Raw genomic sequence first — 26,486 nt, 5'->3', positions numbered from 1 at the left:
TTGTGGCTCGGATAATCAGCCGCGGGCGTTGTCGATCAGCTCGATGTATTCGGCGGCGTTGCGCTGGTCTTTGATCAGGTCGACGAAGGTCTGGCCATGCTCGTCCTTGCCGTCCAGGTCCAGGCCTGCTTCTTTGAAAAAGCCCAGGAAACGCTCGAAGTCGTCGATACGCAGGCCGCGATAGGCCTTGATCAGTTTGTGCAGGGACGGCGACGTCGCATCAACCGGCTCGAAGTCCAGGAACAACTTGATCTGGTCGTCACCGATTTCGTCGCCAATCACCTGTTTCTTATCTTTACGCATTACCGACTCCAGCCTGCAGACATTTACACGGGGCTTGAAGTCTACCTGCGCGACGCCGGCTTCGAAAGCGGTGAGAAAGCAATGTGGGACGGGGCTTGCTCAGTCGAACTGGGCAAGCATCCAGCGATGATATTCAGCCATACCTGCCTCGCCTTCACGGGGAGCCCAGTCGGCCAGCTCACCCTCACCCACAGCGCGGTAAGGGCCAGCCTTGCACTCAAACATCACGCTGTCCGGCTCAAGCACTACCAGGCCATGGAACACGCCGGGCGACAGGTCGACGCCCTGGCATTCCCCGCCCGCTTCCAACACACGCTTGCTCAACACTTCCCCCGTCTCGCTGAAAATCAGGATTCCCAGACGCCCTTTGAGCACCAGCAACGTCTCCGCCTTATCGGCACTCAGGTGACGGTGAGGCTGTACATAGGTGCTGGGCTGCAAACCGACGGCCATGCGATGACAAGGCTCTTGCATCTCATGGAAGTTAACGTTTTGACGACCACGGGGATTGGCGGCCGCTTTCTCGGCCAACTCGGCAAACAGCGTCTGATCAAGAAAGCGGGCCATCGATTACATTCCTTTAACGGCGTAGATGCCATTGGCATTACGCCAGTAGCCCTTGTAGTCCATGCCATACCCGAAGATATAACGGTCGACGCACGGCAACCCGACAAAGTCGGCTTTCAGCTCTGGGCGCGCCTTGCGGTCGTGGTCTTTGTCGATCAGCACGGCGGTGTGCACTTTGCGTGCGCCGGCATGTTTGCAGAAATCGATGATAGCGCCCAGGGTGTGACCTTCATCGAGAATGTCATCGATGATCAACACATCGCGGTCGATGAACGACACTTCCGGCTTGGCCTTCCAGAACAAGTCGCCGCCGCTGGTCTCATTGCGATAGCGGGTGGCGTGCAGGTAAGAGGCTTCCAGCGGGAACTGCAGGTGAGTCAGCAATTTACCGGCGAAGATCAGGCCACCGTTCATCACGCAGAAGACCACCGGGTTGGTGTCGGCCATTTCGCGGGTGATGTGCGCGCCAACCTTGGCGATCGCTGCTTCGACTTGCGCTTCGGTGTACAGGCAGTCAGCCTCGTGCATGATTTGACGGATATGCTCGAGATCAGCAGACATGGCGCTCTCCAAGGGGGTGCTGTGGCAAGAAAAGCGGGCGAAGGTACGCTTCTCGTGCGCTCCAATCAAGCCTTTATGGACTAACGTACTTGATGTCTATAGGACAACACCCTCGGATAGATTAATCTAGGCCGGTTTTTTTGCCCGCCGCCGGAGCCTTTCCTATGCCCACTCGCGAGATCCGCCACCCGCTGATCCGACACAAACTCGGCCTTATGCGCCGTGCCGACATTAGCACGAAGAACTTCCGTGAGCTTGCTCAGGAAGTCGGAGCGTTGCTCACTTACGAAGCCACCAAGGATTTGCCCCTGGAAACCTACGAGATCCCCGGTTGGGCTGGTCCCGTACAAGTGGAGAAAATCGCCGGTAAGAAAATTACCGTCGTCCCTATCCTGCGTGCCGGTATCGGTATGCTCGAAGGTGTACTCAGCCTGATCCCGGGCGCCAAGGTCAGCGCCGTGGGCGTAGCCCGCAATGAAGAAACACTGCAGGCCCACACCTACCTGGAGAAACTCGTCCCGGAAATCAACGAACGCCTGGCCATGATCATCGACCCGATGCTCGCCACCGGCAGTTCCATGGTCGCCACCATCGACTTGCTGAAAAAAGCCGGTTGCCGGGACATCCGCGCCATGGTGCTGGTGGCCGCGCCAGAAGGCATCGCCGCCGTCGAGAAGGCCCATCCGGATGTACAGATCTACACCGCATCCATCGATGAGCGCCTGAATGAACACGGCTACATTATCCCGGGCCTGGGCGATGCCGGTGACAAGATCTTCGGCACCAAGCAGAAGGACGCGTGAGCATGCAGGATGAATTCAACGACCCGCTTTGGCGCCAGATCCTGTCTGGCGCACAAATGCTCTTCGTAGCATTTGGCGCGTTGGTGTTGATGCCGCTGATCACAGGTCTTGATCCAAACGTCGCGCTGTTTACCGCAGGCCTGGGCACGTTGTTGTTCCAGGTGGTGACAGGGCGGCAGGTGCCGGTATTTTTGGCATCGAGCTTCGCGTTCATCACCCCGATCATTCTCGCCAAGGGCCAGTTCGGCCTGGCGGCGACCATGGGCGGCGTGATGGCGGCGGGTTTCGTCTATACGTTCCTGGGACTGGCCGTGAAGGTCAAGGGCACCGGTTTTATCGACCGGCTGCTGCCGCCCGTGGTGATTGGCCCAGTGATTATCTCGATCGGCCTGGCCATGGCGCCGATTGCCGCCAACATGGCCATGGGCAAGTCTGGCGACGGTGCAGAGCTGATCCACTATCAGACGGCGATGCTGATCTCGATGCCAGCGCTGCTTACCACTTTGATCGTGGCGGTGTTCGGCAAGGGCATTTTCCGCCTGGTGCCGATCATTTCCGGCGTGCTGGTGGGTTTTGCCATGTCGTTCTACTTTGGTGTGGTCGACACGGCGAAAATCGCCGCCGCCCCCTGGTTCGCCCTGCCCCACTTCACGGCGCCGGAGTTCAACTGGCAGGCGATCCTGTTTATCGTCCCGGTAGCACTGGCCCCGGCGATCGAGCATATCGGGGGTGTGATTGCGGTAGGCAGCGTGACCGGCCGCGATTACCTGAAAAAGCCTGGCCTGCATCGCACGCTGCTGGGTGACGGTATCGCCACCACGGCTGCCGGCATGTTTGGCGGCCCGCCGAACACCACCTACGCCGAAGTGACCGGCGCCGTGATGCTAACCAAGAACTACAACCCGAAAATCATGACCTGGGCGGCAGTGTTTGCCATCAGCCTGGCGTTCATCGGCAAGTTCGGCGCGCTGCTGCAGAGCATCCCGGTGCCGGTGATGGGCGGGATTCTGTGCCTGCTGTTCGGCTCGATTGCCGCGGTGGGGATGAACACGCTGATTCGCCACAAGATCGACCTGGGCGAGGCGCGCAACCTGGTGATTGTGTCGGTAACGTTGGTGTTCGGGATTGGCGGTGTGCTGGTGGGTACCGGCACCGGCCCGGATGATTTCGGCCTCAAGGGCATCGCCCTGTGTGCGGTGGTGGCAATTGGTTTGAACTTGCTGCTACCGGGCAATGATGGCTGGAAGAACAAGAAGCCGGATGAGCCGCTGCTGTAACTGACTAAACGCAAATCAGTGTGGGAGCTGGCTTGCCTGCGATAGCGGTGTATCAAACGACAGATAGGTCGACTGTTACACCGTCATCGCAGGCAAGCCAGCTCCCACATTTGATTTTCAGCGTCTGTTAGAGCTCACCGAGCCCGTCGATCAGCGCCTGGTTCTGCTCCGGCGTCCCGATGCTGATCCGCAGGAACTGGGCAATCCGCTCCTGCTTGAAGTGCCGCACGATCACCCCTTGCTCACGCAACTTGGCGGCCAGCCCTGCAGCGTCATGCCGCGGGTGACGGGCGAAGATGAAGTTCGCTGCCGATGGCAATACCTCGAATCCCTTCGCTTCCAATTGCGCGACGACCTGGTTGCGGCTGTCGATCACCCACTGGCAGGTTTTCTCAAAGTATTCACGGTCGTCAAACGCGGCCGCCGCGCCAACAATCGCCAACCGATCCAACGGGTAGGAGTTGAAGCTGTTCTTGACCCGCTCCAGCGCCTCGATCAGGTCTGGGTGGCCCACAGCCAGGCCCACACGCAAACCGGCCAGTGAGCGCGATTTGGACAGGGTCTGGGTCACCAGCAGGTTCGGGTAACGGTCGACCAGGCTGATGGCAGTTTCGCCGCCGAAGTCGATATAGGCTTCATCGACCACCACCACCGAGTCCGGGCTGGCCTTGAGGATCTGCTCCACCGCGTCCAGCGCCAGTACGCAGCCGGTGGGCGCGTTAGGGTTGGGGAAGATGATCCCGCCGTTGGGCCTGGCATAGTCAGCGGCCCGAATCTGGAACTGTTCGTCCAGTGACACCGCGTCGAACGTAATGCCGTACAGGCCGCAGTACACCGGGTAGAAGCTGTAGCTGATATCCGGGAACAGCAGCGGCAGATCGTGCTGGAACAGGCCATGGAAGATGTGCGCCAGGACTTCGTCAGAACCGTTGCCGAGGAACACCTTGCCGGCATCGATCCCGTAATACCTGGCCACGGCCTGCTTGAGCAGGTCGCTGTTGGGGTCCGGGTACAGGCGCAAGTTGTCGTTCAACTCGGCCTGCATTGCCGCCAGCGCCTTGGGGGATGGGCCGTAGGGGTTTTCGTTGGTGTTGAGCTTGACCAGTTTGGTCAGCTTCGGTTGCTCACCGGGTACGTAAGGCACCAGGTCCTTGACGAAAGGGCTCCAGAATTTGCTCATGCCTTACGCTCCCTTGACGATGCGGTATTCAGCGCTGCGTGCGTGCGCGCTGAGGGATTCACCACGGGCCAGCACCGAGGCGGTCTTGCCCAGCTCGGAAGCGCCTTGTGGCGAGCAGAAGATAATCGACGAGCGCTTCTGGAAGTCGTACACCCCCAGCGGCGACGAGAAACGCGCAGTGCCGGAGGTTGGCAACACGTGATTGGGGCCGGCGCAATAGTCGCCCAGGGCTTCGCTGGTGTGACGGCCCATGAAGATCGCCCCAGCGTGACGGATCGATGGCAACCAGGCCTGTGGGTCCGCTACGGACAGCTCAAGGTGCTCCGGTGCGATGCGATTGGCCACTTCAATGGCCTGCTCCATGTCACTCACCAGAATCAGCGCACCACGGCCGTTGATCGACTTCTCGATAATCTCGGCACGCTCCATGGTCGGCAGCAGCTTATTGATGCTGGCGGCGACCTTGTCGAGGAACTCGGCATCGGGGCTGACCAGGATCGCCTGGGCGTCTTCATCGTGCTCCGCCTGGGAGAACAGGTCCATGGCGATCCAGTCCGGGTCGGTCTGGCCGTCACACACCACGAGGATTTCCGAAGGACCGGCGATCATGTCGATACCGACCTGGCCAAACACATGGCGTTTGGCGGTGGCGACGTAGATATTGCCGGGGCCGACCACTTTGTCGACCTTCGGCACGCTTTCGGTGCCATAGGCCAGCGCTGCAACGGCTTGGGCGCCACCGATGGTGAACACACGGTCCACACCGGCGATGCAGGCGGCAGCCAGCACCAACTCGTTGATTTCGCCTCGCGGGGTCGGCACCACCATGACCACTTCGGTCACACCTGCGACTTTGGCCGGGATCGCATTCATCAACACCGAGGATGGATACGACGCCTTACCGCCCGGCACGTACAGACCGGCGCGGTCCAGTGGCGTGACCTTCTGGCCCAGCACAGTGCCGTCGGCCTCGGTGTAGCTCCAGGAGTCCTGCTTCTGCTTTTCGTGATAGCTGCGTACCCGCGCCGCAGCGACTTCGAGGGCTTCGCGCTGCGGTGCGGTGATGCGCGTCAGCGCCAGCTCCAGGCGTTCACGCGGCAGGATCAGGTCAGCCATGGACTGCACGTCCAGGCCGTCGAACTGGCGGGTGAAATCCACCAGCGCAGCATCACCGCGCTCACGCACGGCCTTGATGATGTCGAGCACCCGCTGGTTGACCGAGTCGTCAGACACGCTTTCCCAGCTCAGCAGATGATCCAGATGATGGGCGAAATCCGGGTCGGCAGCGTTGAGTCGGGCAATTGCAGTGGACGTGGTCATAGCGAGGGCCTCAATAGAATTGGCAAAAACTCAGGCGCCCTAAACTAGCAGTCGTTTCCGCTTGGGCACCTGAGAATTCTGGCTATGAGGCGGATAGACGGGCGCAGCTCTTCAGCTACGCGGGTGAGTCAACCGCGGTGTCGAGACTCCACTGCCTTGCGCAGGGTGTCGATCAACGCCTGAATACGGGCGTGCTGCATCTTCATCGATGCTTTATTGACGATCAGGCGGGAGCTGATGTCAGCGATAAAATCCTGGGGCTCCAAACCGTTGGCGCGCAGGGTGTTGCCGGTGTCGACCACGTCGATGATCTTGTCGGCCAGCCCGATCAGCGGTGCCAGCTCCATGGAGCCGTAGAGCTTGATGATATCGACCTGACGGCCTTGTTCGGCGTAATAGCGCTTGGCAACGTTGACGAACTTGGTGGCGACCCGCAGGCGGCCCTTGGGCTCGACATCACCCACGCGGCCAGCGGTCATCAGCTTGCACAGGGCGATGCGCAGGTCCAGAGGCTCGTACAGGCCCTGGCCACCGTATTCCATCAGCACGTCCTTGCCGGCAACACCCAGGTCGGCGGCGCCATGTTCAACGTAGGTCGGCACGTCGGTAGCCCGCACGATCAGCAGGCGCACGTCGTCCTGGGTCGTGGGGATGATCAGCTTGCGGCTCTTGTCCGGATTCTCGGTCGGCACGATGCCCGCTTCAGCCAGAAGCGGCAACGTGTCGTCAAGGATGCGGCCCTTGGACAGTGCGATGGTCAACATGGGAAATGTCAGTCCTTCATCAGGCTATTGCTGTCCGGTCGCAAACGGCGCCAGACACAGATCGAGGCCATGACAGCCTCGATTTGAAACAAACCAGTGTTTGTAGGAGCGAGCTTGCTCGCGAAGAACGTCAACGATAACGCGTTTATTCAGAGTCAACGCGGTGCACATGAGGCCTTCGCGAGCAAGCTCGCTCCTACAGGGCAGCGGGGACTAGCCCGGTACGCGGCGAATCTTCGCGCCGAGCATCTGCAGTTTCTCTTCGATGCACTCGTAACCACGGTCTATGTGGTAGATGCGGTCGATCAGGGTGTCACCTTCGGCGCACAGTGCCGAGATTACCAGGCTGGCCGAGGCACGCAGGTCGGTTGCCATTACTGGCGCGCCCTTGAGCTTGTCGATCCCGGTGACGATGGCGGTGTTGCCTTCGACCTGGATCTTGGCGCCCATGCGGTGCAGTTCATACACGTGCATGAAGCGGTTTTCGAAGATGGTCTCGATCACAGCACCGGTGCCTTCGGCAATCGCGTTCAAGGAGATGAACTGCGCTTGCATGTCGGTCGGGAACGCCGGGTACGGAGCGGTACGCACGTTGACGGCTTTTGGCCGCTTGCCGTGCATGTTCAGCTCGATCCAGTCTTCGCCGGTGGTGATCTCTGCGCCGGCTTCCTTGAGTTTTTCCAGGACGGCTTCCAGGATGGTCGGATCGGTGTCCTTGACCTTCACACGGCCACCGGTCACGGCAGCGGCAACCAGGTAGGTACCGGTCTCGATGCGGTCAGGCATGACTTTGTAGGTGGCGGTGTGCAGACGCTCTACACCATCAATAGTGATGGTGTCAGTGCCAGCGCCGGAAACTTTGGCGCCCATGGCGTTGAGGAAGTTGGCCAGGTCGACCACTTCCGGCTCGCGTGCGGCGTTCTGCAACACGCTGCGACCGTTGGCCAGGGCAGCGGCCATCATGATGTTCTCGGTACCGGTGACGCTGACGGTATCAAAGAAGAAGTTCGCGCCGCGCAGGCCGCCTTCCGGCGCCTTGGCCTTGATGTAGCCGCCTTCGACGTCGATGACTGCGCCCATGGCCTCAAGGCCACGGATGTGCAGGTCGACCGGACGCGAACCAATGGCGCAACCGCCAGGCAAGGCTACTTCGGCTTCGCCGAAACGGGCAACCATCGGGCCCAGCACCAGGATCGACGCACGCATGGTTTTCACCAGTTCGTACGGGGCAATCAGGGTCTTGATGGTACGTGGGTCAATTTCGACGGCCAGCTTCTCGTCGATCACCGGCTCAATGCCCATGCGACCGAACAGCTCGATCATGGTGGTGATGTCGTGCAGGTGCGGCAGGTTGGCCACAGTCACCGGGCCATCGCACAGCAGGGTCGCTGCCAGGATCGGCAAGGCGGAGTTTTTCGCACCGGAAATGCGAATCTCGCCATCAAGGCGGGCACCGCCGGTAATAATCAATTTATCCATAAGAATCTCGACGCCTTGGGGGCTCAGGTGCGCTCGGCCCAGGCCGCGCGGCTGAAAAATTTCATAGTGACCGCATGGATGCTGCCATCGGTGATCCATGGGTTCAAATGGGCATAGATCTGCTGCTGACGCTTGACCGGGCTCAATGCCGCCAGTTCATCGCTAATCACGTTCAGCTGGAAATTGCAGCCTTCGCCTTCGACTTCTACAGTCGTTTCAGGCAGCTTTCCTTCAAGGAAGCTCTTAACTTCTAGGGCCTGCATGCTCAACCTCTATCGGCGCCCAGTGCGCACGGGTCGCACATCATACAAAAAAGCCCCGCGCCTGCGAACCCCGCATAGCAGGACTCTGACGGGGGGCTTCTTTAACAATGTGTATTAAGGATGCGCCAGTAGCTCGGTCAAACCGGAAACTTCGGCAATTTCGCGCATGTCTTCCGGCAACGCACGGATACTGACCGGTTTTTTCGCCGCCTCGGCATCACGCATGAAGCACAGCAACAACGACAGGCCGACGCTGCTGGACTTGGTCACCGCCGAGCAATCAAGCACCAGCTCTGGCGCCTTGCTGGCCTTGATCAGCGCCTGGCCCTGCTTGCGCAGGTCAGGCCCGGTGCGGTAATCCAGCACGCCGCTGAGGAACAGCTCGCCGGCGTCGCCGATACGAACAGCCGACTCGGTCATTGCGCAGGCTTCCCGGCAGCTTTATCGGTTTCTTCCTTGGCCTTGGCCACTTCACCGGCCCAACCGTTGATGGTCTTGTCCAGATCGTTGCCATTGCGCTGCATCGCGTCGGCGAACTGATCACGGAACAGCTTGCCGATGTTGATACCGTTGATGATCACGTTACGCAGTTTCCACTCACCGTTGATCTTCGTCAGGGTGTAGGACACAGGGTACACGGCGCCATTGCTGCCGGAGACTTTCATCCCGACTTCAGCACGGTCGCCCGACTCGTCCTTGGGCGCATCAACGATAATGCCCTGGTTGTTGTATTCCAACAGAGCGTTGCCGTAGAACTGGAACAGACCCTTCTTGAAGTTTTCCTGGAACGTCTGCATCTGTGCAGGCGTAGCCTTGCGCGAATACTTGACCGTCATGATGCTTTTGGAGATGCCTTCAGCATCGACCACAGGGCCAACGATCGTGTTGAGCGCGTTGTAGAACTTGGAAGGGTCTTGCTTGTACTGTTCTTTATTAGCCTTGAGGTCAGCCAGCATTTTGCTGGTGGTATCCTGCACCAAATCGTGGGCAGAACCTGCCGCGTTGGCCATCATCGGCAATGCTGCAAGCAGTACCAGCAGGCCACGTCGCAAGGTAGAGATCATGAACAGATTCCTCATTTAGCGTCTTTATTGACCGTATTGAGCAAAAATTTCCCGATCAGGTCTTCAAGCACCAGCGACGACTGTGTGTCGTGGATGGTCGAACCATCCTTGAGCAGGGCTGTTTCCCCACCCACGCTGACCCCGATGTACTTCTCGCCCAGCAAACCCGCAGTGAGGATAGATGCCGTGGAGTCAGTTGGCAGATTATCTACCTTCTTGTCCAGTTGCATCGTTACCCGACCGGTAAAGCTGTCGCGATCCAGATCGATTGCCGTGACCTTGCCGATGGTGACACCGGCCATGGTCACTTTGGATCTGACCGTCAAACCGGCGATATTGTCGAAGTACGCGTAAAGTTTATAGGTATCGGCGGTAGGGCTGGCCGAAAGGCCGCTGACTCGCAGGGCCAGCAACAGTAAAGCCAGGATGCCAGCCAGCAAGAAAAGGCCGACACCGATTTCTACAGTGCGGTTTTGCATCAGAAATCTCCAAACATCAAGGCGGTCAAAATGAAGTCAAGGCCCAGTACCGCCAGCGAGGCGTATACAACGGTCTTGGTAGTGGCACGGCTGATCCCCTCTGAAGTGGGCTCACAGTCATAGCCTTGGAATACGGCAATCCAGGTCACCACAAAGGCAAAGACGATGCTCTTTATGATGCCGTTGAGCACGTCACCGGTGAAGGTCACGCTGTTTTGCATGTTGGCCCAGTAGGAGCCGTCGTAGACCCCCAGCCAGTCAACCGCCACCCACGAACCACCCCAGATACCCACCACGCTGAAGATCATTGCCAGCAGTGGCAGGGAAATGAAGCCGGCCCACAGGCGCGGGGCAACGATGTACTTGAGCGGGTCCACGCCGATCATTTCCAGGCTGGACAGCTGCTCGGTGGACTTCATATTGCCGATTTCAGCGGTCAACGCCGAGCCCGCACGCCCAGCGAACAACAAGGCGGTGACCACCGGGCCAAGCTCACGCAACAGGGTCAGGGCCACCATCTGCCCTACCGCCTGCTCCGAGCCGTAGCTGGACAGGATATTGAAACCCTGCAGGGCCAGCACCATGCCGATGAACACGCCGGAGACCACGATGATCACCAGGGACATCACCCCCACCGAGTGCAGTTGCTTGACCAGCAGGCCAAAGCCGCCGCCGATGCCGCCGCGCCCCAGCAAGGCGTGAAACAGGAAAATGGTCGAACGCCCCAGCACTTCGACGATGTCGATGCCCGAACGACCGAAAAGGCGAACCTTCTCGATAAGAGATGTCTTGCGCATCAGCGCTTCCCCAGAAGATCTGAGCGGTAGTCCGCCGCCGGAAAGTGAAAAGGCACCGGGCCATCGGGGTTGCCGGTCATGAATTGGCGAATGCGCGGGTTATCGGCGTTCATCAACTCTTCAGGCGTACCCTGCCCCAGCACCTGGCCATCACCGACTACATACAGATAGTCGGCAATGCTCGCGGTTTCGGCCAGGTCGTGGGATACCACGATACTGGTGATTCCCAGTGCATCGTTGAGCAGGCGGATCAGGCGCACCAACACGCCCATGGCGATCGGGTCCTGCCCCACGAATGGCTCGTCATACATGAGGATCTGTGGGTCGAGGGCAATGGCCCGCGCCAGGGCGACACGGCGCTTCATGCCACCGGACAACTCGTCCGGCATCAGGTCGATGGCGCCGCGAAGGCCTACGGCCTGCAGTTTCAGCAACACGATGTCACGAATCATTTCATCGGACAGCTGGGTGTGCACCCGCAGCGGGAAGGCCACGTTTTCGAACACATCGAGGTCGGTAAACAGCGCGCCGCTCTGGAATAGCACGCCCATATGCTTGCGCGCATCGAACAGATCGCTGCGCGACAGCGTCGGCAGGTTCTGGCCGTTGACCCACACTTCCCCGGCACTGGGGCGCAACTGCATGCCCATCAGGCGCAACAGGGTGGTCTTGCCGCAACCGGAAGGCCCCATGATGCCCGTGACCTTGCCGCGAGGAATGCGAATATCGACGTTATTGAAGATGCTGCGCGTCCCGCGCTTGAAGGTAAGACCCTTCAGCTCGACCGCGTAGGCGTTATCGGCACTCATCTAATCTCCTTGGGATGCAGCCTTTCACTCAGACACCATGTGTGCGACTTTGGTTTTCAACAGATGCGCAATAGTTGAGCACATGGGTTGGGCGGACCGAACTGGCGGCGAACTATATCACTGCTGGTACAGAGCGCCCAAGGCCGGAACAGCGCTGGTTCAGATTTGAGACAGGGAAAAAACGTTGCTTGCTATGTTGCCCACGGTGCTTTTCAGTTATCCCGCGCACAAAGCCTGACGAACTTGCGTGAGGGAATCGATCATTACCGCTATAATCGCCGACTTTTCGTCAGGCTATACGATTTCAGACATGAGCCAATCCAGCGACCTTATTCAATCCGCACAACGCACCATACGCCTTGAGCTTGAAGCCGTAGAAGGCTTGCTGGCCCATATCGACGCGGATTTCGTGCGCGCCTGCGAGATGATTCTGGCGAGCAAGGGCCGCGTTGTGGTGGTCGGCATGGGCAAGTCCGGCCACATTGGCAACAAGATCGCGGCGACCTTGGCAAGCACGGGGACCACTGCGTTTTTCGTGCACCCGGCCGAAGCCAGCCACGGCGACATGGGCATGATCACCAAGGATGACGTGATTTTGGCGCTATCCAACTCCGGCACCACCAACGAAATCGTGACCCTGTTGCCGCTGATCAAGCGCCTGGGCATCCAGATGATCAGCCTCACAGGTAACCCTGAGTCAACGTTGGCCAAGGCTGCCGACGTCAACCTGAACGTGCACGTGACCCACGAAGCCTGCCCACTGAATCTGGCGCCCACCTCCTCCACCACCGCCGCGCTGGTAATGGGCGATGCCCTGGCGGTGGCATTGCTGGAGGCCCGCGGGTTTACGGCCGAGGACTTCGCATTTTCACATCCGGGTGGCGCACTGGGCCGTCGCCTGCTGCTGAAAGTGGAAAATGTCATGCATCGCGGCGCCGAGCTGCCGAGCGTTCCACGCGGCACTCTGCTTCGGGATGCGCTGATGGAAATGACGCGCAAGGGCTTGGGCATGACCGCCATCGTCGAAACCGATGGCCGGCTGGCCGGGATATTCACCGACGGCGACCTGCGTCGTACCCTTGACCGCACCATTGATATCCATACCGCGACCATCGACGCCGTGATGACCCCTCACGGCAAGACCGCCCGCGCCGAAATGCTCGCGGCTGAAGCGTTGAAAATCATGGAAGACCACCGGATAGGCGCACTGATCGTGGTCGACCACGATGATCGGCCGATCGGGGCCCTAAACCTAGGCGACTTGCTGCGCGCAGGAGTGATGTAAATGACCAGCGACCTGATGCAACGCGGTAAAAACATCAAACTGGCGATTTTCGACGTTGACGGCGTGCTGACGGATGGCCGCCTGTACTTCCTCGAAGACGGCAGCGAATTCAAGACCTTCAACACCCTCGATGGCCAAGGCATCAAAATGCTGATGGCAGCGGGCGTGCAAACCGCAATTATCAGCGGTCGAAAAACACCGGTTGTGGAACGCCGCGCACAAAACCTTGGTATTCCTCACCTGTATCAGGGCCGCGAGGATAAACTGGTGGTGCTGGACGAGCTTCTTGGCCAACTCAACCTAAGCTATGAACAGGTCGCCTATCTGGGCGACGACCTGCCAGACCTGCCGGTGATTCGCCGGGTGGGCCTGGGCATGGCCGTCGCGAATGCCGCGGCGTTTGTCCGCGAACACGCCCATGGCATCACCACCGCCCGTGGCGGCGAAGGTGCCGCCCGCGAGTTCTGCGAGTTGATCCTGCGTGCCCAGGGCAGCCTTGAAGCGGCCCACGCCGCCTACCTATAGAGCGTTATATGCTGAGCAAAAAGATTCGCAACTTCCTGTTATTCGGGGTCATCGCCGCGCTGCTCCTGGCGGTGGGCTACTGGAATATCAGCCCGGAGCGCTTCCTCGACAAGCCTGTTGCGCAGGTTGACGAAGGTCTTATCGACTATTACGCCACCAATGCCTACAGCATTCAGTACCTGCCTGACGGCAAGGTGCAGTATGAGATGACATCGGACAAGGTCGAGCACTTGAAGGCTTCCGAAGTCAGCCTGCTGACCAATCCGGACCTGAACCTGTATCGCGGCACCGAATTTCCCTGGCACGTCACCAGCAAGCGTGGCGAGGTCAACCCGGATGGCACCGAAGTTGAACTGATCGACTCGGTTCGCGTCGCACGTACAGACGCGCAGAACCGCGACACCATCATTACCAGCAGTCGCATGACCGTATTCCCACAGAAGCAATATGCGCAGACCGAGCAAGACGTTAGAATCGACGGCGCTGGCGGTGTATCGACTGGCAAGGGAATGAAAGCGTATTTGAAAGAAAGCAGGATACACCTGCTATCGAACGTAAGAGGACAGTATGAGGCTCGTTAAAACCCTCCCTATTTTGCTCGGTCTGGGCGCAGCACTGGGAAGCGTGAGCGCCTGGGCTCTGCCGAACGATAGCCAGCAACCGATCCATATTTCGGCTGACGATGCACAGCTCGATGACAAGAAAGGTGTTGCCACCTATACAGGCGGCGTGATCATCACCCAGGGCTCGATGAAGATCACCGGCAACACGGTGACTCTGACGCGCACCCAGACAGGCGACATTGACGTGGTGACGTCGGTGGGCAACCTGGCTTATTTCGAGCAGAAGCAGTCCGCTACCGACACCGGCCCGATGAAAGGCTACGGCAAGACTATCCAGTATCACGCCCAGCAGAATCGTATCGTGTTGATCGACCAGGCCAAGGTACTGAGCCCAGACGGCAACTCGACCGAAGGTGAAAAGATCACCTATGACACCGTCAAGCAGATCGCCAACGCCGGTCGCGCCAACGGCTCCAAGGTCACTGCACCGCGCCCGCGCATCGACATGGTTATCCAGCCGAAGAAGAAGGCCGAGTAATGGCAACCCTGAAAGCCCAGCATCTGGCCAAGGCCTATAAAAGCCGCCAGGTGGTACGCGACGTCAGCCTGTCGATCGACAGCGGCCAGATCGTCGGTTTGCTCGGCCCCAACGGTGCCGGCAAAACCACTTGCTTCTATATGATCGTCGGGCTGGTCCAGGCAGACCAGGGTCGTGTATTGATCGACGACCTGGATGTCAGCCATCAACCCATGCACGGTCGTGCACGGGCAGGTATCGGCTATCTTCCTCAGGAAGCGTCGATCTTCCGCAAACTGTCGGTAGCCGATAACATCATGGCGATTCTCGAGACCCGCAAGGAACTCGATCGCGATGGCCGCCGCCAGGAGCTGGAAAGCCTGCTGCAGGAATTCCACATCAACCATATTCGCGACAACCTCGGCATGAGCCTGTCCGGTGGTGAGCGCCGCCGCGTGGAAATCGCCCGCGCCCTGGCGACCGCGCCGAAATTCATCCTGCTGGATGAACCCTTTGCCGGTGTCGACCCGATTTCGGTGGGTGACATCAAGCAGATCATCCATCACCTCAAGGCCAAGGGCATTGGCGTGCTGATCACCGACCACAACGTGCGCGAAACCCTCGATATCTGCGAAACAGCGTATATCGTCAACGATGGTCAGCTGATTGCCGAAGGCGATGCCGAGACTATCCTGGCTAACGAGCTGGTGAAGGAAGTGTACCTGGGTCACGAGTTCCGCCTGTAAACACAGGGGTATCGCGCTTTTCCCTGGAGCGCGCGGGAGTCAATGGAAACCTCGGTTTTTTTATTGTTACCGCGCTCTAGGCAAAGGCCCCGAGATCAGGCATATAATTTGCTTATGTTTGGCGCTCACGCGCCCTGTCGTGGATGGCGCATTGCGCCGGCGAATAAGGTGTTAAGCCCCTGCCATGAAACCATCGCTAGTCCTGAGAATGGGCCAGCAGCTGACGATGACACCGCAGCTGCAACAGGCCATCCGCCTGCTCCAATTGTCGACCCTGGACCTGCAACAGGAAATCCAGGAGGCCCTGGAGTCCAATCCGATGCTCGAACGCCAGGAAGAAGGCGACGACTTCGATAATGCAGACCCGCTGGCCGACAACATCGAGCAAAAACCCAATCCCGACGTGCAGGAACCCTCCTATCAGGAAACCGCCCCGACGGTGGACAACCTGGAGGAAGGCGACTGGAACGAACGCATTCCCAACGAGCTTCCCGTGGATACCGCGTGGGAAGACGTCTACCAGACCAGCGCCAGCAGCCTGCCGAGCAACGATGATGACGAGTGGGACTTCACCACCCGTACGTCGGTGGGCGAGAGCCTGCAGAGCCACCTGTTGTGGCAACTGAACCTGGCGCCGATGTCCGATACCGATCGCCTGATCGCGGTCACCCTGATCGACTGCATCAACAACCAGGGCTACCTGGACGAAACCCTCGAGGAGATCCTTGAGGCCTTCGACCCGGAACTGGATATCGAACTGGACGAAATCGAAGCCGTCCTGCACCGCATCCAGCAATTCGAGCCCGCCGGCATTGGTGCCCGCACACTCAGCGAGTGCCTGTTGCTGCAACTGCGCCAATTGCCGGCCAAGACCCCATGGCTCACCGAAGCGCAACGCCTGGTCAGTGACTACATCGACCTGCTGGGCAGTCGCGACTACAGCCAACTGATGCGCCGTATGAAGCTCAAGGAAGATGACTTGCGCCAGGTCATCGAGCTGGTGCAAAGCCTCAACCCGCGCCCAGGCTCGCAGATCGAATCCAGCGAAGCCGAATACGTAGTGCCCGACGTCATCGTGCGCAAGGACAACGAACGTTGGCTGGTGGAGCTGAACCAGGAGTCGGTACCGCGCCTGCGGGTCAACCCGCAATACGCAGGTTTTGTGCGCCGCGCTGATACCAGCGCCGATAACACCTTCATGCGCAACCAGTTGCAGGAAGCGCGGTGGTTCATCAAGAGCCTGCAAAGCCGCAACGAAACCCTGATGAAAGTCGCAACCCAGATCGTCGAACACCAGCGCGGTTTCCTGGAGTACGGCGACGAGGCCATGAAGCCTCTCGTGCTGCACGACATCGCCGAAGCCGTCGGCATGCATGAATCGACGATTTCCCGGGTTACCACGCAGAAATTCATGCATACCCCACGGGGTATTTATGAGTTGAAATACTTTTTCTCCAGCCACGTCAGCACCTCTGAAGGCGGTGAATGCTCGTCCACGGCGATCCGCGCGATCATCAAAAAACTGGTTGCCGCTGAAAATCAGAAAAAGCCGTTGAGTGACAGCAAGATCGCTGGTTTACTGGAGGCACAAGGCATTCAGGTCGCCCGTCGAACCGTCGCCAAGTACCGCGAGTCCCTAGGGATCGCGCCTTCCAGCGAGCGTAAGCGTTTGATGTGACGGGCGGGCCACAGCGTTCCAGTGGTGGGTATTCCTGCCCACCGCTTTATGCACTGGCAACGAAGGAGAAGCTGTATGCAAGTCAACATCAGTGGACACCAGCTGGAAGTCACCAAGCCCCTGCGTGAATACACCGAGAGCAAACTGAACAAGCTTGCGGGGCATTTTGACAAGATCACCAACGTGCAGGTCATCATGGAGGTCGATAAGCTCAAGCAGAAAATCGAGGCCACCCTGCACGTACCGAATGCCAAGCTCGTCGCCAATGCGGAACATGAAGATATGTACGCGGCCATTGACTCCCTCTACGACAAGCTCGACCGCCAACTCATAAAGCATAAGGAAAAGAATCTGCACCTGATGCAAGGTACAGGTCGTTAACTCTCCCCCCATGATCCGACTTGAAACCATCCTGACCCCCGGCCGTTCCCTCGTGAACGTGCCGGGCGGCAGCAAGAAAAAAGCCCTCGAACAAATTGCCAACCTGATCGCACGCGAAGTGCCGGATCTGGAGATGCAAGATGTCTTCGAAGCGTTGATTGCCCGTGAAAAACTCGGTTCCACCGGTTTTGGCAACGGCATCGCCATTCCGCACTGCCGCCTCAAAGGCTGTGAAACACCTGTGAGCGCCTTGCTGCACTTGGATCACCCCATTGATTTCGACGCCATCGACGGCGCCCCGGTCGACCTGCTCTTCGTGCTGCTGGTCCCGGAAGCCGCCACCGATGCGCACCTGGAACTGCTCCGGCAGATCGCCAGCATGCTGGACCGCAAGGATGTACGCGACAAACTGCGCAGCGCCTCCAGCAATGAAGCGTTGTACCAAGTTGTCCTGGATGAACAAAACGGGCAGTAATCATGCGTTTGATCATCGTCAGCGGTCGCTCCGGCTCGGGTAAGAGCACCGCCCTCAATGTGCTTGAGGACAACGGCTTCTATTGCATCGACAACCTGCCCGCCGGCCTGCTGCCAGAGTTGGCGGAACGCGCACTGATCCATACCGAATTGGCGCAGCCGCTGGTGGCGGTCTCGATTGATGCGCGCAACCTGCCTAGCCACCTCTCGCGGTTCCCGGAACTGTTGGAAGAAGTGCGTGCCAAGCACATTCATTGCGATGTGCTGTACCTGGATGCCGACGAAGAGACCTTGCTCAAGCGGTTCTCCGAAACCCGTCGACGCCACCCCCTCAGCAGCGCCAACCGCTCCCTGGCCGAAGCCATCGAGGACGAGACCAAGCTGCTCGGGCCGATCATTGACCTGGCCGACCTGAAGATCAACACCACCAATCTGAACCTGTATCAGTTGCGCGACGCGATCAAGCTGCGCCTGCTGAACCAGCCTGAGCCGGGGACGGCGTTTCTGGTCGAGTCATTTGGCTTCAAGCGCGGCATGCCGGTAGATGCCGACCTAGTGTTCGATGTGCGCTGCCTGCCCAACCCTTACTGGAAGCCGGAGTTGCGCGATCAGTCCGGGCTGGATCAGCCTGTGATCGACTACCTGGCCGCACAACCGGATGTGGAAGAGATGTTCCAGGACATCTCCAGCTACCTGCTCAAATGGTTGCCGCGCTTTGCCGCCAGCAATCGAGCCTATGTCACCATTGCCATTGGCTGCACCGGCGGCCACCACCGCTCGGTCTATTTGACTGAACGGCTGGGCCAGGTGCTGCAACAAACCCTCAAGAACGTCCAGGTTCGCCACCGCGACCTGAGTTGAAAGGAACACCTGCGCGATGCCTGCTCTGGAAATTGAAATCATCAACAAGCTGGGCTTGCACGCCCGGGCGTCGGCTAAATTCGTCGGCGTGGCCGGGCAGTTCCCCTGCCAGATCCGTGCTGGGCGTACGCCAGAGTCCATGGTCGATGGCAAAAGCATCATGGCGATGATGATGTTGGCGGCCGGCAAAGGCACCAAAATCCATCTGCGCACCGAAGGCGAGCAAGAAGACGAAGCAATGGCCGCACTGGTCGCGTTGATCAACAACTACTTCGACGAAGGCGAATAACCCTACTGTAGGAGCTTGCTCGCGAAAAACGTCAACGATAACGCGGGCATCCTGGTTAACGCAGTGCTCTCAGTTTTTTTTGCGAGCAGGCTCCCTCCTACAGGGAACCACCCTCAGCCTAACGCCGTATCCATCACCATCATCAGGCAAAACCCGAGGCACAGCCCAAGGCTGGCGAGATTTTCATGGCCATTGCGGCGCGACTCGGGGATGACTTCATGAGTCACGACCAGCAACATTGCCCCGGCGGCCAACGCCAAACCCAGCGGCAACAACACTTCGGCAAGGCTCACCAGCCATGCACAGAGCACCGCAAATACCGGCTCAACCAAGCCTGATGCAGCGCCAATCAAAAAGGCTTTGATCCGCGACATTCCCGCCCCAGCCAATACCAGCGCAATCACCAGCCCTTCAGGCACATCCTGCAGGGCAATGCCCATGGCGAGGCTGTCGGCATCCGCCATGCCTCCGCCCGCAGAAACCCCCACAGCCATGCCTTCCGGAATGTTGTGCGCAATGATGGCAAACACGAACAACCAAATACGCGGCGGGATAACCGGTTTATCCGGTGTACCCACCAGCATTTCCGGGCTGGCGCCAGAAACCTTGCGGTCTACGAGGTACAGGCCGAACGCCCCGAGCATGATGCCGAAGCTGATCAAGCCACTGGCGCCCCAAGGTGACAGTCCCAGGCTTTCGGCGGCGGCGATGCCCGGTACCACCAGAGAAAACGCAGTCGCCGCCAGCATCACACCGGCACCAAAGCCCAGCAGGGTGTCGCTAAGCGCCATCGGCATGCGCCGAATCACCAACACCGGCACCGCGCCCAGCGCCGTGCCAAGCGCGCAGATCGCCCCACCCTGCAAAGCACGCAGTATGCGCGGTTCCAGGTTCAACCAGGCCAGCCCATGGGCCACCAATAACGCAGTACCTGCCAATAGCAGCAGCGTGCCAAACGCATAACGAAACATTCGCACGCTACCGATCGCCAGTGTTTGAGTGCCCATAGTCGGCCTTAGATCTTGTTATGTAGTGAATGTCAGGCCAAAGCGGCCTGATAGCGCGCGGCAACCTCCGGCCAGTTGATGACGCTATAGAATGCATTGATGTACTCCGGTCGTCGGTTTTGATATTGCAGGTAGTAAGCGTGCTCCCAGACGTCCAGGCCCAGCACCGGCGTATTGCCGCTCATCAGCGGGCTGTCCTGGTTGCCGCTGCTTTCCACCACCAGCGTTTTTTGTGGCGTAACGCTCAGCCAGGCCCAACCGCTGCCGAATCGCGTCAAGGCCGCCTTGGTGAACGCCTCCTTGAAGCTGTCGAAACCACCCAATTGCTCGTCGATAGCCTTGCCCAGCGCGCCCTCGGGTTTGCCGCCCCCTGTCGGTGACATGACTGCCCAGAACAACGAGTGGTTCGCATGCCCGCCTCCTTGGTTGACCACAGCAGCGCGTAATTTCTCCGGCAATGTTTGGACGCTGGACACCAGCTTCTCCACCGGCCAGCCGGCGAACTCAGTCCCCTCGACCGCAGCATTGAGGTTATTGATGTAGGTCTGGTGGTGCTTGGTGTAGTGAATTTCCATGGTTTGCGCGTCGATATGCGGCTCGAGGGCGTCGTAGGCGTAAGGCAAGGCCGGCAAGGTATAGGTCATATCAATGTGCTCCATAGTGGGACGTGGACGTTGGCGTCGCAGCACTGCCCAGCAGCCGATGAGTGCGTGGGTATTCGCCGTGATCGCTGATGAAATTCAGCAGCTCGACGTAGGTCTTGCTGCTTTGGCGCAGCGCGGCCTCGCGCAGTGACGGGCTGAGTCGCGGGTTCTGCATGGTCTGTAAGAGGCGCTGATGGATAGCGCAGAGGTATTCCGCGCTTTCCTCAGGCTGGTTCAGGCGCAAGTGCAGGTCCGCCAGGTTGTGATGGGAAATGACGCAAGCCGCCACTGCTTCGTCAGCATCCGCCCAGCGTTCGAACAACACTTGGGCCAGGGCCAGGGCTTGCAGATAGGCCTCGCGAGCGTCAACCAACTCGCCTGCCATAAAGCAGCGATTGGCCCGTTCGATCGTGCGTTTCCAGTGCTCCATGGTGAGCCTCCAGAGCAGGGTCGTTGATTACACGCCGCCAGCGGTGAGCTTTTCCGGGTCCAGCAGGACTTCCAGTTGGCTGCGCGGCAGGTCGGTGTGTTCGAGGGCGACATCGATCACCGGGCGGCCTTGCTGATACGCCTTCTTGGCGATTTCAGCGGCTTTCTGGTAGCCGATGATCGGGTTAAGTGCGGTGACCAGGATCGGATTGCGTGACAGCGCTTCCTTGAGCTTGGGTTCGTTGACCTTGAAGCTGGCAATGGCCTTGTCCGCCAGCAACCGGCTGGCATTGGCCAGCAACTCCAGGCTGCTGAGCAGGTTTTGGGCAATGATCGGCAGCATCACATTCAGCTCGAAATTGCCCGACTGGCCGGCCACCGTGATCACTGTGTCATTGCCGATGACCTGGGCGGCCACCATGGCGGTCGCTTCCGGGATGACCGGGTTGACCTTGCCCGGCATGATCGACGAGCCCGGCTGCAGCGCCTCCAGTTCGATTTCACCCAGGCCGGCCAATGGCCCGGAGTTCATCCAGCGCAGGTCATTGGCGATCTTCATCAGCGACACCGCCGTGGCTTTCAACTGACCAGAGACCGCAACGGCGGTGTCCTGGGAGCCAATCAGCGCAAACAGGTTCTTGCCGGGTGTGAACTTCACTCCGGTCAACAGGCTCAGTTGCTGGCTGAAACGCCCGGCAAACTCGGGGTGCGCATTGATCCCGGTACCGACCGCCGTGCCGCCCTGAGCCAATGCTTGCAGCGCCGGAAGCAGGTCCTGCAAGTGGCCGATATTGGCCTTGAGCTGCTGCGCCCAGCCGTTCAGCACCTGACTCATGCGCACCGGCATGGCGTCCATCAAATGCGTGCGGCCGGTCTTGATGAACGGGTGAACCGCCTCGGCTTTTTGCTCGATGACTTGCACCAGATGCAGCAGGGCCGGCAACGTTTGCTCGTGCAGCACCAACGCGGCACTGACGTGGATGGTGGTGGGGATGATGTCGTTGCTGCTCTGGCCGCAATTCACATGATCGTTGGGGTTGACCGCCTCGCCCAGCAAACGGCTGGCAAGGGTCGCGATCACTTCATTGGCGTTCATGTTGGAGCTGGTGCCGGAGCCGGTCTGGAAGATATCCACCGGGAAGTGCTGCATGTAGTCGCCTTCCAGCAATCCTTGGGCAGCATCGACAATAGCCTTGCCCTGCCCTTCGCTGATTTGCTTGAGGTCGACGTTGACCTTGGCCGCGGCTGTCTTGGCCAGGATCAGCGCGCGGATGAATTGCGCCGGCATGGGTTGATGACTGATCGGAAAGTTGTTCACCGCACGCTGTGTTTGTGCGCCATACAAAGCTTCTTGCGGCACATGCAGTTCGCCCATGCTGTCGCGTTCGATACGGGTGTTACTCATCATTAGATCCTTGCACCAAGTCAGAAACGGAAATCGAAGGCAGTAATTCGCAGCTCGCCAATTGCCAGGCAAAGGTCTGCCAGCGCTTGAGGCGGCAGGCACAGTGGGAGAGTTTTTCCAGGTCGCGCAGTGGTCGCCAGGCCTGGTCCAGACACAGGGAGCGCCAATGCCAGGGCAAGGCGACATCAGCGGCGGTGTCGATCAACAAACGAAATGAGGTTTCAGCGATGGTCCACGGATGGGTTGCGGTGCAACACGCCAGGTACCGACCTTCGTTCAGGTAATGCTCAATCAGGCGGGGTTCATTGGGATCCAGGCCACAGCGAATCTGGCGGCTCATCCAACGCCAGCTTTCCAGATAGGGATCCTCATGCAAGACAGAACTCATGAGACACACTCATTCGGTAATGATATTTATTATTAAATGATATTGAGAATCAAAACAAGAGTGACCCATTAATCCTGTCAAAAGAGGCGCAATAAAAAAGGCGCGCCATCTTTGCGATGGCGCGCCTTTCAGAACGTGCGGGAGGGATTAGCTGCCAGCGACCGTCATGCGTTCAATAAGCACCGAACCCGTGCGGATATTGCTGCGCAGTTCCAGGTCGTTACCCACGGCAACGATCTGCTTGAACATATCGCGCATATTGCCCGCGATGGTCACTTCCTGGACGGCGAACTGAATCTCGCCATTCTCCACCCAGAAGCCCGCCGCACCACGCGAGTAGTCACCGGTGACCATGTTCAGGCCATGGCCCATCAATTCAGTCACCAGCAACCCACGCCCCATCCGCCGCAACAACGCCGCCTGGTCTTCATCACCGTGCGTCACGAACAGGTTATGCACGCCGCCTGCGTTAGCGGTGCTTGGCAGGCCCAGCTTGCGACCGGCATAAGTGCCCAGCACATAGGACACCAGCTCACCTTGCTCGACAAACGGCTTGGCATAAGTCGCCAGGCCATCGCCGTCGAACGACGAACTGCCCATCGCGCGCATCAGATGCGGGCGCTCGTCGATGGTCAGCCACTCAGGGAACAGCTTCTGGCCGATGGCGCCTTCCAGGAACGAAGACTTGCGATACAGGTTGCCACCGGAAATCGCGCCGAGAAAGCTGCCGAATAAACCACCGGCCAGCTCTGCGGAAAACAGCACAGGCACTTCGCAGGTCGGCACCGGGCGCGCGCCCAGGCGGCTCGCAGCCCGTTGCGCCGCACGCAGGCCAATGCTTGCAGGGTCTGCCAGTAAATCGCCTTGGCGGTTTACGTCATACCAGTAATCACGCTGCATCTGCCCGTTGGCTTCGGCGATCATCACGCAACTGAGGCTGTGACGCGTGGACGCATAGCCACCGATAAAGCCATGGCTGTTGCCGTAGACGCGGCAGCCCTGATGGGTGCTCAAGGTGGTGCCGTCCGCATTCTTGATGCGGGCATCGGCATCGAAGGCTGCCGCTTCGCAGGTCAGCGCCAGCTCGATGGCTTGCTCAGGCGTGATATCCCAGGCGTGGAACAGGTCAAAATCCTGCACATCCTTGGCCATCAACGCCTTGTCGGCCAGGCCCGAGCTTTCATCCTCGGAGGTGTGCTTGGCAATCGCCAGCGCTGCGGCGACGGTCTCGCGAATCGCCTCAGGGCCACTGGCGGAAGTGCTGGCCGAGCCTTTTCGCTGGCCCGCATACAAGGTAATGCCAAACCCTTGGTCGCGATTGAATTCAACCGTTTCCACTTCCCGCTGGCGCACCGAAGTCGACAACCCTTGCTCCAGCGACACCGCCACTTCACAGGCGCTGGCCCCCTGGCGCTTGGCCTCGGCAAGGATCTGCTCGACTTGTTCCTGCAGTGCCGGTAACGCTTGTGGACCGACGCTTTGGGCTGCACTCATGGTTTTCTCCACTCAAATTCTGCTTTCGGTAATGGCCATCGAGCGACCGGGCCGGACAAGCGGCCCCCGACTGGTTATCATGGCGGCGTTTCTTTGCGGACTGCCACCATGGTTGATTCTTACGACGACTCCCTCGATGGGGAGAAAAGCAAAACCCAGGTCAAACGTGAGCTGCATGCTCTGGTTGACCTTGGCGAGCGCCTTACAACGCTCAAAAAGGATTTGGTCGCCAAACTGCCACTGACCGACGAAATGCGTCGGGCCCTGGCGGATGCGCCCAAGCACACCGCGAATATCGCGCGTAAACGGCACATCTCGTTTATCGGCAAACTGATGCGCGACCAAGACATTGACGCCATTCTGACTTTGCTCGATCAAACCGATGCCTCCACTCGCCAGTACAACGAACGCTTCCACAACCTGGAACGTTGGCGTGACCGCCTGATCTCGGGCGATGACGCGGTGCTGGAGAAATTCGTACTGGACTACCCGGACGCGGACCGCCAGCAATTGCGCTCCCTGATCCGTCAGGCCCAGCACGAGCTGGCGCATAACAAGGCGCCGGCCACCAGCCGTAAAATCTTCAAATACATCCGTGAGCTGGACGAGACTCAACGCGGCCTGCGCTGATCCTCTTCCCCGGGTGGCGGTCTTCGCCACCCGAAGCTTGCGTTCCTACGATCCCGTACCACCCACGGTGATCGCATCGATTTTCAAGGTTGGCTGGCCGACACCTACCGGCACCGACTGCCCATCCTTGCCGCACGTGCCCACCCCGCTGTCCAGCGACAGGTCGTTACCGACCATCGACACCTTGCTCATGGCTTCCGGGCCGTTACCAATCAGCGTCGCCCCTTTGACCGGCGCGGTAATCTTGCCGTCTTCGATCAGGTACGCCTCGCTGGTGGAGAACACGAACTTGCCGCTGGTGATGTCCACCTGGCCGCCGCCGAGGTTGGCGCAGTAGATACCGCGTTTTACCGAGGCAATGATTTCTGCCGGATCGCTTTGGCCACCGAGCATGTAGGTGTTGGTCATGCGCGGCATTGGTAGATGCGCATAGGATTCACGACGACCATTACCGGTGCGCGCCACGCCCATCAGGCGCGCGTTGAGCTTGTCTTGCATGTAGCCCTTGAGCACGCCGTTTTCGATCAGGGTGGTGCATTCGGTCGGCGTGCCTTCGTCATCGACACTCAGCGAACCACGGCGGCCGGCCAGGGTGCCGTCATCGACAATGGTGCACAGCTTGGACGCAACCATTTCGCCCATGCGCCCACTGTAGGCGGAACTGCCCTTGCGGTTGAAATCGCCTTCCAGGCCATGGCCCACGGCTTCGTGGAGCAACACGCCAGACCAACCCGAGCCCAGCACCACCGGCAAGGTGCCGGCGGGTGCCGGAATCGCTTCCAGGTTGACCAATGCCTGGCGCAGCGCCTCACGGGCATAGCCCATGGCACGGTCGTCAGCGAGGAAATAACGGTAGTCGGTGCGCCCGCCGCCGCCATGCCCACCGCGCTCGCGGCGCCCGTTCTGTTCGACGATCACACTCACATTGAAACGCACCAGCGGCCGTACATCCGCCGCCAGCCCACCGTCTGTGGACGCCACGAGGATGCGCTCCCACACGCCCGCCATGCTCACGGTCACTTGCTGGATACGCGGGTCCAAGGCGCGGGTGGCTGCGTCGATTCGCTTGAGCAGCTCGACCTTTTCCGCACGGCTGATCACTTCCAAGGGGTTATCCGGCGCATACAACTGCGCCACGTCCTGGGTACTGAACGCCTGCACCGTGCCATTCTGCCCGGCACGGGAAATCGAACGGGCGGCACGCGCCGCCAGGCCTAGGGCCTCCAGGGTGATCGCATTGCTGTAGGCAAAGCCGGTTTTCTCACCCGATTGCGCGCGAACGCCTACGCCCTGGTCAAGGTTGAAACTGCCTTCCTTGACGATCCCATCTTCCAGCGCCCAGGACTCGGAAATCTGCCCCTGGAAATACAGGTCAGCCGCATCGATACCCGGCCCGGCCAGATCGCCGAGCACGGTTTGCAGGCTTTCGATGGTCACGCCACCGGGTGCCAGGAGGTGATCACTGACTGAGGACAACAACTCGCTCATAGGTTTGGCCTTAAAT

Annotated in this window: 33 protein-coding genes; 13 read left to right on the top strand and 20 right to left on the bottom strand. The window is 59.5% G+C overall.

The features are described from left to right. Positions 1–15 precede the first annotated feature (15 nt). The 3 genes from BT199_RS06845 to BT199_RS06835 all read right to left on the bottom strand — a co-directional run bounded on the left by BT199_RS06845 (position 16) and on the right by BT199_RS06835 (position 1,431). On the bottom strand, positions 16–303 hold the full coding sequence (locus BT199_RS06845; RefSeq protein WP_003188614.1) for a PA4642 family protein: 288 nt from the start codon (positions 301–303) through the stop codon (positions 16–18). Between the two features lie 99 nt (positions 304–402). Beyond that, positions 403–870, bottom strand: coding sequence for a WbuC family cupin fold metalloprotein (locus BT199_RS06840; protein ID WP_014716943.1), 468 nt, complete (start codon positions 868–870; stop codon positions 403–405). 3 nt (positions 871–873) lie between these two features. Beyond that, entirely contained in the window at positions 874–1,431 is a 558-nt protein-coding gene (locus BT199_RS06835) for a hypoxanthine-guanine phosphoribosyltransferase (RefSeq protein ID WP_003188610.1), read from the bottom strand. 164 nt (positions 1,432–1,595) lie between these two features. Here BT199_RS06835 and upp point away from each other — a divergent pair, with 164 nt between their 5' ends. Both upp and BT199_RS06825 read left to right on the top strand, forming a co-directional pair. Beyond that, positions 1,596–2,234 carry a uracil phosphoribosyltransferase gene (gene upp, locus BT199_RS06830; RefSeq protein ID WP_003188608.1) on the top strand — a complete coding sequence of 213 codons (639 nt, stop codon included), beginning with the start codon at positions 1,596–1,598 and terminating at the stop codon, positions 2,232–2,234. 2 nt (positions 2,235–2,236) lie between these two features. Next, positions 2,237–3,511, top strand: coding sequence for a uracil-xanthine permease family protein (locus BT199_RS06825; protein WP_003188606.1), 1,275 nt, complete (start codon positions 2,237–2,239; stop codon positions 3,509–3,511). A gap of 127 nt (positions 3,512–3,638) precedes the next feature. On the opposite strand, the gene hisC is transcribed toward BT199_RS06825, so the two are convergent. The 10 genes from hisC to BT199_RS06775 all read right to left on the bottom strand — a co-directional run bounded on the left by hisC (position 3,639) and on the right by BT199_RS06775 (position 11,666). Next, complete coding sequence (gene hisC, locus BT199_RS06820; protein WP_014716942.1) at positions 3,639–4,691, bottom strand: histidinol-phosphate transaminase; 1,053 nt, start codon at positions 4,689–4,691, stop codon at positions 3,639–3,641. 3 nt (positions 4,692–4,694) lie between these two features. Continuing rightward, positions 4,695–6,011, bottom strand: coding sequence for a histidinol dehydrogenase (gene hisD / locus BT199_RS06815; RefSeq protein WP_072434184.1), 1,317 nt, complete (start codon positions 6,009–6,011; stop codon positions 4,695–4,697). A 128-nt stretch (positions 6,012–6,139) separates the two neighbouring features. Then, complete coding sequence (hisG, locus tag BT199_RS06810; RefSeq protein WP_003188599.1) at positions 6,140–6,775, bottom strand: ATP phosphoribosyltransferase; 636 nt, start codon at positions 6,773–6,775, stop codon at positions 6,140–6,142. A 213-nt stretch (positions 6,776–6,988) separates the two neighbouring features. Beyond that, positions 6,989–8,254: a UDP-N-acetylglucosamine 1-carboxyvinyltransferase gene (murA, locus tag BT199_RS06805; protein WP_003188598.1), complete on the bottom strand. Its 1,266-nt coding sequence runs from the start codon at positions 8,252–8,254 to the stop codon at positions 6,989–6,991. A gap of 23 nt (positions 8,255–8,277) precedes the next feature. Then, positions 8,278–8,517, bottom strand: a complete 240-nt coding sequence (locus tag BT199_RS06800) for a BolA family protein (RefSeq protein ID WP_003188597.1) — start codon at positions 8,515–8,517, stop codon at positions 8,278–8,280. Between the two features lie 114 nt (positions 8,518–8,631). Beyond that, positions 8,632–8,937: an STAS domain-containing protein gene (locus BT199_RS06795; protein ID WP_003188596.1), complete on the bottom strand. Its 306-nt coding sequence runs from the start codon at positions 8,935–8,937 to the stop codon at positions 8,632–8,634. After that, positions 8,934–9,581: an MlaC/ttg2D family ABC transporter substrate-binding protein gene (locus BT199_RS06790; RefSeq protein WP_014716940.1), complete on the bottom strand. Its 648-nt coding sequence runs from the start codon at positions 9,579–9,581 to the stop codon at positions 8,934–8,936. The genes BT199_RS06795 and BT199_RS06790 overlap by 4 nt, the downstream gene beginning before the upstream one ends. An 11-nt stretch (positions 9,582–9,592) precedes the next feature. Beyond that, a complete protein-coding gene (gene mlaD, locus BT199_RS06785; RefSeq protein ID WP_003188593.1) occupies positions 9,593–10,060 on the bottom strand; it encodes an outer membrane lipid asymmetry maintenance protein MlaD in 468 nt (155 codons plus the stop codon). Beyond that, positions 10,060–10,857, bottom strand: coding sequence for a lipid asymmetry maintenance ABC transporter permease subunit MlaE (mlaE, locus tag BT199_RS06780; RefSeq protein WP_003188592.1), 798 nt, complete (start codon positions 10,855–10,857; stop codon positions 10,060–10,062). The genes mlaD and mlaE overlap by 1 nt, the downstream gene beginning before the upstream one ends. Then, complete coding sequence (locus BT199_RS06775; RefSeq protein ID WP_003188590.1) at positions 10,857–11,666, bottom strand: ATP-binding cassette domain-containing protein; 810 nt, start codon at positions 11,664–11,666, stop codon at positions 10,857–10,859. Before BT199_RS06775 ends, mlaE begins: the two co-directional genes overlap by 1 nt. A 310-nt stretch (positions 11,667–11,976) precedes the next feature. On the opposite strand from BT199_RS06775, the gene BT199_RS06770 reads away from it, so the two are divergent. The 10 genes from BT199_RS06770 (at position 11,977) to BT199_RS06725 (ending at position 18,985) form a co-directional block, all read left to right on the top strand. Then, positions 11,977–12,951: a KpsF/GutQ family sugar-phosphate isomerase gene (locus BT199_RS06770; RefSeq protein WP_014716939.1), complete on the top strand. Its 975-nt coding sequence runs from the start codon at positions 11,977–11,979 to the stop codon at positions 12,949–12,951. Then, entirely contained in the window at positions 12,952–13,476 is a 525-nt protein-coding gene (locus BT199_RS06765) for a KdsC family phosphatase (RefSeq protein WP_003188588.1), read from the top strand. Positions 13,477–13,484: 8 nt separating this feature from the next. Further along, the gene (lptC, locus tag BT199_RS06760) at positions 13,485–14,057 is read left to right on the top strand and encodes an LPS export ABC transporter periplasmic protein LptC (RefSeq protein WP_014716937.1); all 573 of its coding nucleotides are present in this window, start codon (positions 13,485–13,487) and stop codon (positions 14,055–14,057) included. After that, the gene (gene lptA / locus BT199_RS06755) at positions 14,044–14,577 is read left to right on the top strand and encodes a lipopolysaccharide transport periplasmic protein LptA (RefSeq protein WP_020301264.1); all 534 of its coding nucleotides are present in this window, start codon (positions 14,044–14,046) and stop codon (positions 14,575–14,577) included. Before lptC ends, lptA begins: the two co-directional genes overlap by 14 nt. Further along, positions 14,577–15,302: an LPS export ABC transporter ATP-binding protein gene (gene lptB, locus BT199_RS06750; RefSeq protein WP_003188582.1), complete on the top strand. Its 726-nt coding sequence runs from the start codon at positions 14,577–14,579 to the stop codon at positions 15,300–15,302. Before lptA ends, lptB begins: the two co-directional genes overlap by 1 nt. Before the next feature lie 184 nt (positions 15,303–15,486). Continuing rightward, positions 15,487–16,980 carry an RNA polymerase factor sigma-54 gene (locus tag BT199_RS06745; protein ID WP_014716935.1) on the top strand — a complete coding sequence of 498 codons (1,494 nt, stop codon included), beginning with the start codon at positions 15,487–15,489 and terminating at the stop codon, positions 16,978–16,980. A gap of 75 nt (positions 16,981–17,055) precedes the next feature. Further along, a complete protein-coding gene (gene hpf / locus BT199_RS06740) occupies positions 17,056–17,361 on the top strand; it encodes a ribosome hibernation-promoting factor, HPF/YfiA family (RefSeq protein WP_003171804.1) in 306 nt (101 codons plus the stop codon). A gap of 10 nt (positions 17,362–17,371) precedes the next feature. Further along, positions 17,372–17,836 carry a PTS IIA-like nitrogen regulatory protein PtsN gene (gene ptsN / locus BT199_RS06735; protein ID WP_014716933.1) on the top strand — a complete coding sequence of 155 codons (465 nt, stop codon included), beginning with the start codon at positions 17,372–17,374 and terminating at the stop codon, positions 17,834–17,836. Positions 17,837–17,838: 2 nt separating this feature from the next. Next, on the top strand, positions 17,839–18,696 hold the full coding sequence (rapZ, locus tag BT199_RS06730; RefSeq protein WP_019816957.1) for an RNase adapter RapZ: 858 nt from the start codon (positions 17,839–17,841) through the stop codon (positions 18,694–18,696). Positions 18,697–18,712: 16 nt separating this feature from the next. Then, on the top strand, positions 18,713–18,985 hold the full coding sequence (locus BT199_RS06725) for an HPr family phosphocarrier protein (RefSeq protein ID WP_014716931.1): 273 nt from the start codon (positions 18,713–18,715) through the stop codon (positions 18,983–18,985). Positions 18,986–19,098: 113 nt separating this feature from the next. On the opposite strand, the gene BT199_RS06720 is transcribed toward BT199_RS06725, so the two are convergent. The 6 genes from BT199_RS06720 to pmbA form a co-directional block, all read right to left on the bottom strand. Then, entirely contained in the window at positions 19,099–19,992 is an 894-nt protein-coding gene (locus tag BT199_RS06720) for a ZIP family metal transporter (RefSeq protein ID WP_014716930.1), read from the bottom strand. Between the two features lie 32 nt (positions 19,993–20,024). Continuing rightward, complete coding sequence (locus tag BT199_RS06715; RefSeq protein ID WP_014716929.1) at positions 20,025–20,636, bottom strand: superoxide dismutase; 612 nt, start codon at positions 20,634–20,636, stop codon at positions 20,025–20,027. Position 20,637: 1 nt separating this feature from the next. Further along, on the bottom strand, positions 20,638–21,066 hold the full coding sequence (locus tag BT199_RS06710) for a hypothetical protein (RefSeq protein ID WP_014716928.1): 429 nt from the start codon (positions 21,064–21,066) through the stop codon (positions 20,638–20,640). 27 nt (positions 21,067–21,093) lie between these two features. Continuing rightward, a complete protein-coding gene (locus BT199_RS06705; protein ID WP_020301266.1) occupies positions 21,094–22,470 on the bottom strand; it encodes a class II fumarate hydratase in 1,377 nt (458 codons plus the stop codon). Further along, entirely contained in the window at positions 22,463–22,858 is a 396-nt protein-coding gene (locus BT199_RS06700; protein WP_003188570.1) for a hypothetical protein, read from the bottom strand. Before BT199_RS06700 ends, BT199_RS06705 begins: the two co-directional genes overlap by 8 nt. Before the next feature lie 147 nt (positions 22,859–23,005). Beyond that, positions 23,006–24,352, bottom strand: a complete 1,347-nt coding sequence (pmbA, locus tag BT199_RS06695; protein WP_014716925.1) for a metalloprotease PmbA — start codon at positions 24,350–24,352, stop codon at positions 23,006–23,008. 108 nt (positions 24,353–24,460) lie between these two features. On the opposite strand from pmbA, the gene yjgA reads away from it, so the two are divergent. Further along, positions 24,461–24,982 (top strand): ribosome biogenesis factor YjgA, encoded by a 522-nt coding sequence (gene yjgA / locus BT199_RS06690; protein ID WP_003188568.1) that lies wholly within the window; start codon positions 24,461–24,463, stop codon positions 24,980–24,982. Between the two features lie 45 nt (positions 24,983–25,027). On the opposite strand, the gene tldD is transcribed toward yjgA, so the two are convergent. After that, the gene (gene tldD / locus BT199_RS06685) at positions 25,028–26,470 is read right to left on the bottom strand and encodes a metalloprotease TldD (RefSeq protein WP_003188566.1); all 1,443 of its coding nucleotides are present in this window, start codon (positions 26,468–26,470) and stop codon (positions 25,028–25,030) included. Between the last annotated feature and the right edge of the window lie 16 nt (positions 26,471–26,486).

The organism is Pseudomonas sp. NFR02, assembly GCF_900119375.1.
Classification (GTDB): domain Bacteria; phylum Pseudomonadota; class Gammaproteobacteria; order Pseudomonadales; family Pseudomonadaceae; genus Aquipseudomonas; species Aquipseudomonas paracarnis.
This window is presented reverse-complemented; position numbering and strand designations above follow the sequence as displayed.